The sequence below is a fragment of the Microcystis sp. LEGE 08355 genome (genome assembly GCF_015207185.1).
GTDB lineage: Bacteria > Cyanobacteriota > Cyanobacteriia > Cyanobacteriales > Microcystaceae > Microcystis > Microcystis panniformis.
The window spans coordinates 1-11,377 of the sequence record NZ_JADEXI010000098.1 but is presented as its reverse complement, the minus strand read 5'-3'; the positions used below and the strand labels follow the sequence as shown (position 1 = coordinate 11,377).

The following is an 11,377-nucleotide window of genomic DNA, read 5'->3' as shown; positions in this document are numbered from 1 at the left end:
CCCCGGCCCTAACCACGGGGGCAATTTTCGATCGAGCTTGTTTGGAAGGGACAGGAGTAACCTAAGTAGGTAGTCGTTAAAAATTATCAGACACCCCCCTTATCAAGGGGGGACTAAGGGGGGATCGGCACCCCCCTTATCAAGGGGGCAGGGGGGATCAGAGGCAAAATCTATCTTCAATTTAATTATAACTACTTACTTAAATGGCTGATAGATAAAAGAAGATGAGTTTCTAATCGGTTGCTATCTGCCTCCATAGCTCCAGCTATTCTGAACCATTTAACACCTTTTCTGCCCAGGGTCTTCCTCTTGGCCAAATTGAGCAAGTTTTTGCCATCCTCGACCGGAAAATTTAGTTTAATTGTCTGGGTAATCAGTCCAGCTATTGAAGAATTTTACCCAACCAATTAAGCAATTAACCTACTTCCTTCAGCGAACCTAGAAGAAAAGATTATGCTCAAAAATGATAGGATTGATTGATACCTAGCTGCCGTTAATCGCTATCGATGAGACCTTTACGCCAACTTTATCGCTATTTAAGTTTATTTTGCCTCTGTCTTCTTCTGACTGTGGGCTGTCAGTCCACTAATTCCAATTTACCCCAAGGAGATAGCGATCGCTTGATGATTGGGACAACCCTAAAACCACGCTCTATCGATCCGGCCGATAGTTATGAGTTAGCGGGACTTTTTATTATTTATAATCTCGGTGAAACTCTCTACACCTACGCCGAAGGAACCACTAATTTAAAGCCTCTCCTAGCCACGGAATTACCCCAAATTAGCCCCGATGGTTTGACTTATACTATCCCAGTACGTCGAGGAGTTATCTTTCATGATGGCACGGTTTTTAACGCAGAGGCGATGAAGTTTTCCCTAGAAAGATTTATCAAAAATGGTGGGGAACCTTCCTTTCTTCTCCGGGATACAATTGATAAAATTACCGCCAGCAAAGAAGACGAAATTACTATTAAATTAACCAGACCTTTTGCCGCCTTTCCCGCTCTTTTAGCTTATCCCGGAGCCTGTGCAGTTTCACCAAAATTTTATCAAATTGGCGAGGGCAAATTTAAACCCGAAGAATTTATCGGCACAGGACATTATCGATTAAAAGCAGTTACTAGCGATTCTTTTAGTTTAGAAGCCTTTGATCGCTATTGGGGAGAACCGGCCAAAAATAAGGGAGTTAATGTGCAAATTTATCTCTCGAATCCTGCCAATTTATTCAACGGTTTTCAGACGGGAGCGGTGGATATTGCCTATCAATCTTTACTGCCTCCTCAAGTGAGAAAATTACGCACAGAAGCAGCTCAGGGAAAATGGCAAGCGCTCGAATCTTCTGGGGCAGCAATTAACTTTATGAGCGTCAATCTCAAAAGTGAACCCACCGATAATATTTTAGTGCGACAAGCAATTGCTTCTCTAGTCGATCGAGATTTACTTAATGATCGCATTTTACAAGGTCAAGGGATACCTCTTTTTAGTCTCATTCCTACTACTTTTTCCGAGTCACAACCGGTGTTTAAAGAGCGCTATGGCAACCATAATATAGAGCAAGCAAAACAATTACTAAAAACTGCTGGTTATAGTCCAGAAAAACCGGCAATTGTAGAAGTTTGGCACTCCTCGGGATCGATCACTTCCAGCAGCGTGGCGGCGGTGATGAAAGCTCTAGCAAAACGGGATTTAGATAATATGATTCAATTTGAACCTAATAGTATCCTAGGAGCAGCCTTTTTCCGTAATATTAGCCAGGGACTTTATACCACTGCTCTATCTAATTGGTATCCCGATTTTTTGGATGCAGATAACTATATTTATCCCTTTTTAGATTGTGCTAAAGGGTCCCCAGAAACTGGATGCGAAGAGGGAGGATCGCAAAGTCAAGGCTCATTTTTTTACAGTCAAGAAATGAATCAATTAATCGCCCAATCCCGTCGGGAAAGTAACCCAGCTAAAAGAAAGCTGATTTTTGGCAAAATTCAAGAAATTCTCGCCGATGAAGTTCCCTATATTCCCCTTTGGCACACCAAGGAATACGCTTTTGCTCGCAATGGCATCACGGGAGTTATCATCAATCCCAGTCAGACTTTTCCCTTTTGGACAATCGCCAAAAAATCCTGATAATTAATTATTAGGAGTCAGCCTTGAATCAGTTATCAGTTATCAGTTAAGTAGGGAGGCACAATTATTTGTAGGATGGGTTAGCGGTAGCGTAACACAATCGGGCGTTGGGTTTCATGCTTCAACCGTTCGGCAAAAGCTCACGGCCGAAGCCCAACCTACGTTCATCTTATATTTAATTCCACCCACCTACTTATCAGTTATCAGATGTGAGTTTTCAGTTATCAGATGTGAGTTTTCAGTTATCAGATGTGAGTTTTCAGTTCACTGATTACTGTTTACTGTTTACTGTTCACTGACAAAACTCCCCACTTCCTTCTCCCTTCCATCTCTCCCATTCTCCATTTTCCTATGAAACTAACAGCAATGTCCTTTAATATTCGCTACGATAAACCCGATACCGATGAGCGTAATTGGCGAGTAAGAAGGGAGGCAGTAGCGGCTTTAATTGCTCACTATTCTCCCGATATAATTGGTACTCAGGAAGCTCGCGCTAATCAACTATTGGATCTACACCGTTTATTGCCAAAATACCAAAGTTTAGGCAGCGATCGCAGAGGGACAGGATTAGATGAACATTGTGCGATTTTATATCAACCAAGTCGGTTAAAATGTTTAGAAATATACGAATTTTGGCTATCAGAAACTCCCGATATTGTTGGCAGTATCACTGAAGCTTGGGGTAATCCTTATCCCCGCATGGTAACGGGGGCTAAATTTCGCACTCTTGAGGGGCAAACTTTGCAGTTTTATAATACCCATCTCGATTACTATAGCGACAAGGCTAAGGACTTAGGTGCTAAGTGCATACAGGAGCATTTTTGTCAACTAGATTTAACAAAAGATTACCTATTTTTAACGGGCGATTTTAATGTTAATTCTCAACGATTACCCCGTCAGATTTTAACTCAACCTCTCCAGTCAGAAATTAGATTAAAGGATGCTTTAGCCGATTTGGAATTAGCCGAACAAATGAGCTTTAATAATTACACCGATACCCCTTATTTAGCCATCGATACAATTTATTATGATAACCGTTTACAGTTAGATTGGGCAAAAGTCGATCGTTCTCGTTGGTTGAATCTTATTCCTTCCGATCATTATCCCGTAATTGCTGCTTTTACCTTGCCCTAAAAATAGATGATTTTTTTTATTTAGCAAATATATAGAGGCTGAAAGCTTCAGCCGGCTCTGGTGATTCGATGGTTAAATTTGTTAAGTTTTTTAAACGACAAAAAAATTAACAATAAGCGCAAGCCTTGCCAGATATAGATCGCTCTCAATGGCGAAACCAATAATAATTATTTCCAAAAACTTAAGATTTATTTAAGTTTTTAAAGGGCAGTAATTACCGCATTTGTGTTATAAAAATAACAAGAACAATTTCTTGACCGAGGAAAAATTTATGAGCATCGAAGACAAAATGAAAGCGGCTGCCAAAAATGTCGAGGGGAAAGTACAATCGGCTGCTGGAGAATTAACTGGCGACGAGAAAATGAAAGCAGAAGGAGAATTAAAGCAGGTACAAGCAGCGGCAATGAACGTGGCAGCTGATGTCAAAGATAAGGCAGAAAATTTGTTGGAGGACATGAAAAACGCTGCCCAGGACGCAATCGAAAACATCAAAGACAAAATTAACTGAACGGGATTAAAATCATGATTAATGTCATTTCTTGGATAATTTTGGGCTTTATTGCTGGTGCGATCGCAAAAGCTATTTATCCTGGGCGACAGGGGGGTGGTATTTTTGCCACGACTTTGCTAGGAATTATCGGGGCTTTTGTGGGGGGAACCCTGTTAAATTTGCTTCAAACTGGCAGTTTTGCTCTAGGGAGTTCTAGCTTGAGCATACCGGGTATTTTTGTGGCTATTATCGGGGCAATCCTGTTTATTTTCCTCTGGGGATTAGTTACCAAACTCCTTCCTCGCTAATAGTCTTAACTCCTCTTTATTTGATTAATTCCACCCCATCTTTGCCGTCAATCTCTTGTAGATAAACCTTTACCTGTTCCTCGGCTGCGGTGGGTAGTTTTTTGCCCGTAAAATCCGGGTGAATTGGTAATTCCCGATGACCACGATCAACGAGGACTAATAAGCGGATTTTTTGCGGTCTGCCATACTCAATAATAGCATTAAAAGCGGCGCGGATTGTGCGACCTTTATAGATAACATCATCGACTAAAATCACGGTTTTTCCCGTGACATCTAGGGGCATTTTGGTTTTAGCAGGAGTGCGAGTTTTAATGCGATCAAGATCGTCGCGATAGAAGGTAATATCGATCGCTCCCACGGGAACTTTTACCCCTTCTAAGCTCTCAATTTGACTAGCAATTAAATTAGCTAAAGGCACTCCTCGCGTGTAGATACCGATCAAAATCAAATTATTTAAATCGCCACTTTTTTCGATAACTTCTGAAGCTAAACGGGTAATAGTGCGACGAATTTCGTCAGCCGAGAGAATTTCAATTAACTGTGAGGTCATAATTTTCCAAGACAAGGGGGGATAGGGGATAGGGAAATTTTTACAGTAATGGTCTTTTTTTACTTTTTCTTTTTTCTTTTAAAACCATCTTCCCACTAACGAATATAATTATTTTCACTTACCTATTTTACCTCGATCGCTCATGAGTGATGAATTATTGCAAAAATCTGCCCTAGAATTAGCCCAACTGATTCGCACTAAACAAATCTCCCCCCTAGAATTAACCCATTTATACCTCGACAGAATTGAAAAATTTGACAGTCAAATTGGTGGTTTTGTCCATGTCGCCGGGGAAAGCGCCCTAGCAACCGCGGGCGCCCAAACGGAACAATTAAGTCAAATCACCGATACTGCCGAATTACCGCCTTTTTTTGGAGTTCCCACCGCCATTAAAGACTTAAATGCCGTCGCTGGAATGCCGGTTAGTTACGGAGTCGCCGCCTTACAGGGAAATATCGCCCAATACGACGAAGGAATCGTCACCAGAATGAAAATGGCGGGTTTTATCCTTCTGGGCAAAACTGCCACTTCCCAGCTAGGTTCCTTTCCCTACACCGAAAATCCGGGTTTTTTGCCGACTCGTAACCCCTTCAACCGCAATTATACCGCAGGAGGTTCCAGTGGCGGTGCGGCGGCGGCGGTAGCGGCGGGTTTCTGCCCGATTGCCCAGGGTTCCGACGGTGGTGGTTCCATTCGTACTCCGGCGGGTTGTTGCGGTTTGGTGGGGATAAAACCCAGTCGTGGGCGGGTTTCCTATGCCCCGGTGGGGGAATTTCAAAGCGGTATCGCCACTAACGGCACTCTTTCTAAGACGGTGGCAGATGGCGCGGCGCTGCTTACCGTGATTTCGGGCTATACGACGGGCGATCCCTACTGGCTACCCGATCCGCCCTTTTCTTTCCTAGAAGCCACTCAGAGAGCCGTAAAACCCCTAAGAATCGCTTTTTCTACTTCCATATCCCCCTTCGGCGAAGCGGCTGCCGTCTATAAAAATGCTGTGATCGAGACTGCTAAAAATTTAGAGGGTATGGGGCATCACTTAACGGAGTATTCTCCCGATTTACAGGCTTTAATCGCTCCTTTTCGCCGTATTTGGCAAGCGGGGACGGCAGCGACGGGAATTGCCAGGGAGTTATTAAGTCCTCTTAACCAATGGTTATTGGACAATTCTGGCAGCGCGGGGGAATACCTGCAAGCGGTGCGGCAGATGCACGTTATTTCGCGGCAAATTGTGGCGATGTTTGATAATTTTGATGTCTTACTTTTGCCAATTTTTCTACATCAACCCCCCGGAATTGGTGAGTGGGAAAATTTACCACCAGAAGAAGCGATTAATAATATAATTCGTTGGATTGCTCCTTCTCCGATTGCTAATGCGAGTGGTTTACCCGCGATTGCTTTACCCACAGGGGTTGATAGTCAGGGTTTACCCGTGGCAATTCAGTTAGTGGGTAAACCTGCTGATGAAATCACTTTGTTAGGTTTATCGGCACAATTAGAGGCAGCTAATCCTTTCGGTTTGACTGCTAATTTTAAGTAGGTAGGTGTTAAAAGTTGTCAGACACCCCCCTTATTAAGCTATCCATTAGTCAGATCTTTCTTAACAAAAAGAGAAGAAACTTAAAAAAAGGGGGCTCTTCTCGACTTTGTGTGATAATTTTTGCTTATGAAATCGTGAAATGTTTACTGGGAAAGACTTTTAGGACTATTTTGTTAAATAAACTATCAGTATAGACCTCATTTCCACACAGAAACCAGAAGAGCCAAAAGGGGAAACGATTGATAGGTATAGTTTTGAAAGAAGGAATTTAGTACTTACGCATTGACAAAAAGGCTCAAATTTGCATCCTCTAATTTTGGTAGCTAAGGATACAATTTATCGCCTGACCTCTTGACAAAACCCTCTCAGATTTGATTTCCTCATCGAAGAGAGTCTCTTCTGACAAGACAGCGCATGAGAACGATTACCAAGCCAAAGACCGCCAAGTGCAATCTCCAAATTTACACCTTATTTTTGCTCTGTGAGCCTAAATATATAAGCTGTGTTCGGTGAGCTTCGGATTTTGGAGGACTTGTCCCATGACAGCGTCAATCGTTTCTTGTGGCGGGAGAACTATACCTCCAAGGATTTGTTTGATGAAGTAGCTTCTCAAATCGAGCTTGAAGGGGGGACACTCAGTGTCGATGACATGGTAGTTGACAAGCTTTATAGTGACCCGAAGAAAGCTGAGTTAATCGATTATTTTTGGTCAGGCAAACATAAAAAAACAGTCAAAGGAATTAACGTTGTTACCTTATATTATACTGACCTTAAGGGGGTGTAAGTTCCCGTCAATTACCGAATTGTTAATAAACAGGAAGGAAAGACAAAACATGAATATTTTTTAGAGATGTTGGCAGAAGTAAAAGCTTGGGGACTGAAGCCATCGATAGTTACTGGAGACAGTTGGTACGCTTCTAAAGAAAACCTGAATGTTCTTAAAGACAAGGAATTTGGGGGTCTATTTGCTCTGGAGGCGAATCGGTCAGTCTCGGTTGAACGAGGAGGAAAATATGTTCAAGTTCAAAGCTTAGATATTCCCACCGATGGATTAATTGTTTACCTGAAACAAGTGGGGCAAGTCAAGGTATTTAGAACGGTCTTCAAAAACGAATTTCGTTACTATACTATGTTCGTTCCGAACCTTCAGGAACTATCCTCAATCGATTGGTCAGAATTTAAAAAGATTCACGACCAACATTGGGGAATTGAGCAGTACCATCGAGCGTTAAAGCAAGTGTGTAATATTGAGCGCTTTCAAGTGAGAGAGAGTCAGGCCATAAGAACTCACATATTTTGTGCCATTCGGGGATTCGTACAATTAGAATTACTCCGATTTAAAGCGCAAATTGTCAATTGGTATTCTTGACAAAGGGAGTTATTTACTGAGGTCATCCGCTCTTTTATTGTTAATAATTTAGAGTCCAACTTCCTTGACCTCAATAATTTGGCAAGAATAGTCTGAAGTTCAAATGCATATTACGAAAATCCTGTCAATGCGTAAGTCCTATATAACACCCATTTATCCACAGACATTCGTATCATACCAAGAGCCAACCGAATCATAAATATTGATGGTTCTACTCTTGATCACGAAAATCGCCCGTTCAAGAAAACTTAACAATGCCCACCAGCGATCGCAGTTGCCAAGACTAAAGTGATCGCACTGGATGAAAGGGTTTCTAATGCGATCGCCAAAGGTTTAAGGATGCGAGGGATTGATGTTACAATGTCTCCTGAATAGATATTATTAATTGAGGCTTTCGATAAAGAACGCATATAATAGGCCAATAAAAATAAAAAGGTGCGTTAATTGCACCCTACGCGATTGGCGATCACTATGAAAGTCCTTATCGGTCTGATTGGGGTGCGACAATGATCGCCACAATTTCCGACTAGAATAAAGAACCAGCAACTCTCAATGATTACGAATTTCACTGAATGCCAACGGTCATTAGAATTGGACATTTTCGGTTTCACTTCTATTCCGATGAAGGTTCCGAACCGCCACATATTCATGTACGTTCTCCTGATGGTGAATGTAAATTTTGGCTTGAACCGATAATCATTTTAGCTTCCAATCGTGGTATTCCTTCCCATGAGCTACGGGAAGTAGAGAGGCTAGTTTATAAAAATCAAGACCTTTTAAGGAGTGCTTATCGTGATTTCCACAAACATTAATCCTACAATGACTGTTGAGCCTGCCGCGATTCGAGCCTGGGCAGAAGAACGCATGATATACGTTGAACTCAGTGATGGACGTATTATTGGTTTTCCTGGCGATCGCTTCCGTATTTTGAAACAAGCAACGAATGAGCAATTGGCTGCAGTTAAGGTTGAAGTAAATGGCTATGCTCTACGGTGGGAAGAATTAGATGAGGATATTACCGTTCCTGGAATTGTCGCTGGTCATTTTCAGTTACCGCCTTTCTAATCTGTTTTGATAGTTCAAGCAATTGTAGGATGGGTTGGCGTAGGCGATCGCACTGTTTTAAAGTTTAATTAACAAGAAGATAGTGATCGCACTGGATGAAAGGGTTTCTAATGCGATCGCCAAAGGTTTAAGAATGTGAGGGATTGATGTTACAATCTCTTCAGAGGAAGGACTGATTGGGGCTTCTGATCAGGAACAGTTAGCTTATGCTTGATTGCAAAGCCGAGTCATTTTCACTTTTGATGATGGCGATCTCTGATGCTGCTACGCGCTGTGCTAATATCTTCAATATTATAGGTGCTTTTGCTTTATGAAAAATCAGTTATTAAAATTAGCTTTTGAAGTAGAAATTGAAGAAGGGGAGCAACTCAATCTTCCCAGTTCTATTGTGCAAGGAATTGGTAAAGGGAAGTGGGTGATTACTATTCAGCCCCAAACCTTAGTTAGCAATCGCCTTCATTCTTCTTTTCTGAATAGTTATGCCCCAGAAGACGAAGGTTTATATGACGATTATTAAAGGAGGTGAGTTCTGGGTTGCCAAAATTCTATTTACTGATGGTACATCATCAAAAAAAAGACCTGTGTTGATTCTTTGGGTTGATGGAGATGACGTTATTGTAACGGCTGTAACCTCAGCAATGCCCCGAACACAAACAGATATGTTATTAAAAGATTGGGCCAATAGTGGTTTGAGGGTTCCCTCTACTGTACGTTTATCCCGTCTTGATTGTTTAGAAAAAAACTTACTGCTTGCTAAATTGGGAAGGATTTCAAATGAAGATGCTGTCCATCTACTTAAAGTTTGGGACGATTATATTAAACCTCAATTTTAGGCGATCGCGGTTTTAAAGTTTAATTAACAAGAAGATAGCGATCGCACTGTTTTGACAGTTCAAGCAACGGCAAGATTGGTCGGCATGGCGTAACGTAATATTATAAAAATATGTCGTATTCAAGAGTAAAAAGACTTGTTATACCATTTTTCTAAAGTAATGGCAGAGATGGTTAATTCCCTCACCCCCAACCCTTCTCCCTTTTTGGGAGAAAGGAGTAGAATGTCTGCCACGAATAAAGAAAAATGGTATTAGATAGCATACTCAGTCTAAAAAAAATTGAATTTGATGACTGAAGGTAAATTTTTAGCTTACATTAACATCAGCAAAAGCCAAGAGGTTACTAATGACTCAAGCGATTCGTCAAACAATTTTTGTTCAGTCAGATGGTCGTCTAGAAATTCATTCAGATCAGCTTTTCCCTGGAAGAAAAGTAGAGGTTATTATTATTCTGGAAGATGACCCTGCAATATCATCAGCAGAAGCTTTAGCCATTAAGAGATTGGAAAATTTAGGTGATCCGCAGGAATGGATAACTGGGGTTGAAGCAGAGGAAGAAATTGATGAGGATGAGTTAAGGGAATGGGTTAAAAGTTGTGGTCACTAAAAATCATTTAGAGTAACACGCCGATCGCCGCTTCATTTCTCCCTAATTTACTTAAACTTATGCAGATGTCTTCAGGGGGACGAGGGGGAGTTGATTGATAATAAATTCACCGAGTTGCACTTTTTTGCTGGCATTATCAATGTCTAAACCGACTAGGTTCCCTAATTCATCATAATCGGCAACGACTCCTTCTGAAATTTCTTGGCTATCAACACTGGATTTGTCTGCAAGGTGGATATAAAGGGAGTCTGTTTCTGGGTAGTAGTTAATCTTCATGGTCTAAAGCTCCGGTCTGGAAAGGCGTTGTGGATAGTCAGCTTATCTTCTAGAGTAATGACTCTCAGGTATCGATCGCCAAATTCTTTTATCTGCGCCCAAAAGCGAAAACGATTATCTTCTTGAGGTTCACAGCGAATAGGGTTTTCGATAACGTAAATACACCATTCTTTTTTGAGGTAAGGGCGTTTTGTTAAAACATCATTTTCAAAATAGTTAGTAAATGTATATTGTGGCCTAGAAATGGTTGTAGTCAGTAAGGGAGACTTATTATCGTTGAATTAAAGCAAGGAACTTAGATATTTCTCTGACTGAAAGTTTTTTGAACTGTCTAAGAAGTGTCACAACTGCTTCACTCATGGCTTTAACTGATAGCTTGTAGATTACTTTCTGTCCACTAGGGTAACACGGCGATCGCTCTTTCAAAAACCAAAATGATCGCAATTTTAAAGTTTAATTAACCAGAAGACGGCGATCGCACTGGATGAAGGTGTTTCTAATGCGATCGCCAATATCTTGCGGTGGTTCGGTGAAGCGGATTTGTCCATCCTGATAAATGCCTTCGATGGTTTTTAGCATGGTTTGCTGTTTGGTTGGTTTCCTTTTTAATTTTATCAGCTAATTTCAACGGGCTGGATATGCCATTAATTCGAGATGAACGAGATTATGCTTTACTCTGTGATTATATTCGTTAGTATCCTATGCGGTAGGGGTTTTATTTAAAATTCCAAGATCGCCCTATTTTTCGGTATATATTGGTTGATTGATGAAGGTTTTTATCGCTCTGATTTGGGTACGATAACAATTCCTGACAGTATGGGCAATGAATGATGCGGGAGATGTTAGGGCAATGTAAGGCATCGCAATTTGGATTTAAGTGTTTTGAAAAAGCAAAAGGTGCATGGGATGTATCCTACGTGATTGGCGATCGCACTATCTACCCAAGCGAAGAAGGGGCTTTTAACCCCTCTTAAAAATTGCATTAGAACTCTTGCAAATTAATTATATGTTATAATGATGGGTCAACTAATTTTCCCCAAAAAATTAGTTAATCAGTACATTCGTCCTGAATAAAAACTTGA

General features: G+C 41.1%; 14 protein-coding genes and 1 pseudogene. 11 read left to right on the top strand and 4 right to left on the bottom strand.

The annotated features are described in order from the left end of the window. Positions 1–506 precede the first annotated feature (506 nt). The 4 genes from IQ242_RS07355 (at position 507) to IQ242_RS07340 (ending at position 4,055) form a co-directional block, all read left to right on the top strand. On the top strand, positions 507–2,123 hold the full coding sequence (locus IQ242_RS07355; protein ID WP_193959520.1) for an ABC transporter substrate-binding protein: 1,617 nt from the start codon (positions 507–509) through the stop codon (positions 2,121–2,123). A gap of 351 nt (positions 2,124–2,474) precedes the next feature. Further along, positions 2,475–3,257, top strand: a complete 783-nt coding sequence (locus IQ242_RS07350; protein WP_193959519.1) for an endonuclease/exonuclease/phosphatase family protein — start codon at positions 2,475–2,477, stop codon at positions 3,255–3,257. 271 nt (positions 3,258–3,528) lie between these two features. Further along, entirely contained in the window at positions 3,529–3,765 is a 237-nt protein-coding gene (locus IQ242_RS07345; protein WP_052278120.1) for a CsbD family protein, read from the top strand. Between the two features lie 14 nt (positions 3,766–3,779). Next, on the top strand, positions 3,780–4,055 hold the full coding sequence (locus IQ242_RS07340) for a GlsB/YeaQ/YmgE family stress response membrane protein (protein ID WP_172967336.1): 276 nt from the start codon (positions 3,780–3,782) through the stop codon (positions 4,053–4,055). A 16-nt stretch (positions 4,056–4,071) separates the two neighbouring features. Here IQ242_RS07340 and pyrR read toward each other — a convergent pair whose 3' ends face one another. Next, a complete protein-coding gene (pyrR, locus tag IQ242_RS07335) occupies positions 4,072–4,605 on the bottom strand; it encodes a bifunctional pyr operon transcriptional regulator/uracil phosphoribosyltransferase PyrR (RefSeq protein ID WP_002769862.1) in 534 nt (177 codons plus the stop codon). Positions 4,606–4,747: 142 nt separating this feature from the next. On the opposite strand from pyrR, the gene IQ242_RS07330 reads away from it, so the two are divergent. Then, the gene (locus IQ242_RS07330) at positions 4,748–6,145 is read left to right on the top strand and encodes an amidase (RefSeq protein ID WP_193959518.1); all 1,398 of its coding nucleotides are present in this window, start codon (positions 4,748–4,750) and stop codon (positions 6,143–6,145) included. A gap of 414 nt (positions 6,146–6,559) precedes the next feature. Next, a pseudogene (locus IQ242_RS07325) lies at positions 6,560–7,610 on the top strand (transposase). A gap of 152 nt (positions 7,611–7,762) precedes the next feature. Here IQ242_RS07325 and IQ242_RS07320 read toward each other — a convergent pair. Continuing rightward, positions 7,763–7,924 carry a hypothetical protein gene (locus tag IQ242_RS07320; protein ID WP_193959517.1) on the bottom strand — a complete coding sequence of 54 codons (162 nt, stop codon included), beginning with the start codon at positions 7,922–7,924 and terminating at the stop codon, positions 7,763–7,765. Positions 7,925–8,086: 162 nt separating this feature from the next. Here IQ242_RS07320 and IQ242_RS07315 point away from each other — a divergent pair, with 162 nt between their 5' ends. From IQ242_RS07315 to IQ242_RS07295, 5 genes are all read left to right on the top strand, one after another. Continuing rightward, complete coding sequence (locus tag IQ242_RS07315) at positions 8,087–8,326, top strand: DUF4160 domain-containing protein (RefSeq protein ID WP_193959516.1); 240 nt, start codon at positions 8,087–8,089, stop codon at positions 8,324–8,326. After that, positions 8,307–8,579, top strand: a complete 273-nt coding sequence (locus IQ242_RS07310; RefSeq protein ID WP_216851996.1) for a DUF2442 domain-containing protein — start codon at positions 8,307–8,309, stop codon at positions 8,577–8,579. Before IQ242_RS07315 ends, IQ242_RS07310 begins: the two co-directional genes overlap by 20 nt. 310 nt (positions 8,580–8,889) lie before the next feature. Beyond that, positions 8,890–9,096, top strand: a complete 207-nt coding sequence (locus IQ242_RS07305; protein WP_193959515.1) for a hypothetical protein — start codon at positions 8,890–8,892, stop codon at positions 9,094–9,096. Further along, positions 9,083–9,412: a type II toxin-antitoxin system PemK/MazF family toxin gene (locus IQ242_RS07300; protein WP_193959514.1), complete on the top strand. Its 330-nt coding sequence runs from the start codon at positions 9,083–9,085 to the stop codon at positions 9,410–9,412. Before IQ242_RS07305 ends, IQ242_RS07300 begins: the two co-directional genes overlap by 14 nt. Positions 9,413–9,758: 346 nt before the next feature. Further along, the gene (locus tag IQ242_RS07295) at positions 9,759–10,019 is read left to right on the top strand and encodes a hypothetical protein (protein WP_052278228.1); all 261 of its coding nucleotides are present in this window, start codon (positions 9,759–9,761) and stop codon (positions 10,017–10,019) included. A gap of 57 nt (positions 10,020–10,076) precedes the next feature. Here IQ242_RS07295 and IQ242_RS07290 read toward each other — a convergent pair whose 3' ends face one another. Then, positions 10,077–10,295: a DUF2283 domain-containing protein gene (locus tag IQ242_RS07290; protein ID WP_002769327.1), complete on the bottom strand. Its 219-nt coding sequence runs from the start codon at positions 10,293–10,295 to the stop codon at positions 10,077–10,079. 453 nt (positions 10,296–10,748) lie between these two features. Next, positions 10,749–10,874, bottom strand: coding sequence for a hypothetical protein (locus tag IQ242_RS26685; protein WP_255520613.1), 126 nt, complete (start codon positions 10,872–10,874; stop codon positions 10,749–10,751). Positions 10,875–11,377 lie beyond the last annotated feature (503 nt).

What these genes read in the sequence shown, in the direction of transcription:
- IQ242_RS07305 (WP_193959515.1), top strand. Translation starts at nt 8,890, where the DNA reads ATGAAAAATCAGTTATTAAAATTAGCTTTTGAAGTAGAAATTGAAGAA.
- IQ242_RS07290 (WP_002769327.1), bottom strand. Translation starts at nt 10,295, where the DNA reads ATGAAGATTAACTACTACCCAGAAACAGACTCCCTTTATATCCACCTT.
- IQ242_RS07315 (WP_193959516.1), top strand. Translation starts at nt 8,087, where the DNA reads ATGCCAACGGTCATTAGAATTGGACATTTTCGGTTTCACTTCTATTCC.
- IQ242_RS07295 (WP_052278228.1), top strand. Translation starts at nt 9,759, where the DNA reads ATGACTCAAGCGATTCGTCAAACAATTTTTGTTCAGTCAGATGGTCGT.
- IQ242_RS07330 (WP_193959518.1), top strand. Translation starts at nt 4,748, where the DNA reads ATGAGTGATGAATTATTGCAAAAATCTGCCCTAGAATTAGCCCAACTG.
- IQ242_RS07320 (WP_193959517.1), bottom strand. Translation starts at nt 7,924, where the DNA reads ATGCGTTCTTTATCGAAAGCCTCAATTAATAATATCTATTCAGGAGAC.
- IQ242_RS07340 (WP_172967336.1), top strand. Translation starts at nt 3,780, where the DNA reads ATGATTAATGTCATTTCTTGGATAATTTTGGGCTTTATTGCTGGTGCG.
- IQ242_RS07300 (WP_193959514.1), top strand. Translation starts at nt 9,083, where the DNA reads ATGACGATTATTAAAGGAGGTGAGTTCTGGGTTGCCAAAATTCTATTT.
- pyrR (WP_002769862.1), bottom strand. Translation starts at nt 4,605, where the DNA reads ATGACCTCACAGTTAATTGAAATTCTCTCGGCTGACGAAATTCGTCGC.
- IQ242_RS26685 (WP_255520613.1), bottom strand. Translation starts at nt 10,874, where the DNA reads ATGCTAAAAACCATCGAAGGCATTTATCAGGATGGACAAATCCGCTTC.
- IQ242_RS07345 (WP_052278120.1), top strand. Translation starts at nt 3,529, where the DNA reads ATGAGCATCGAAGACAAAATGAAAGCGGCTGCCAAAAATGTCGAGGGG.
- IQ242_RS07350 (WP_193959519.1), top strand. Translation starts at nt 2,475, where the DNA reads ATGAAACTAACAGCAATGTCCTTTAATATTCGCTACGATAAACCCGAT.
- IQ242_RS07355 (WP_193959520.1), top strand. Translation starts at nt 507, where the DNA reads ATGAGACCTTTACGCCAACTTTATCGCTATTTAAGTTTATTTTGCCTC.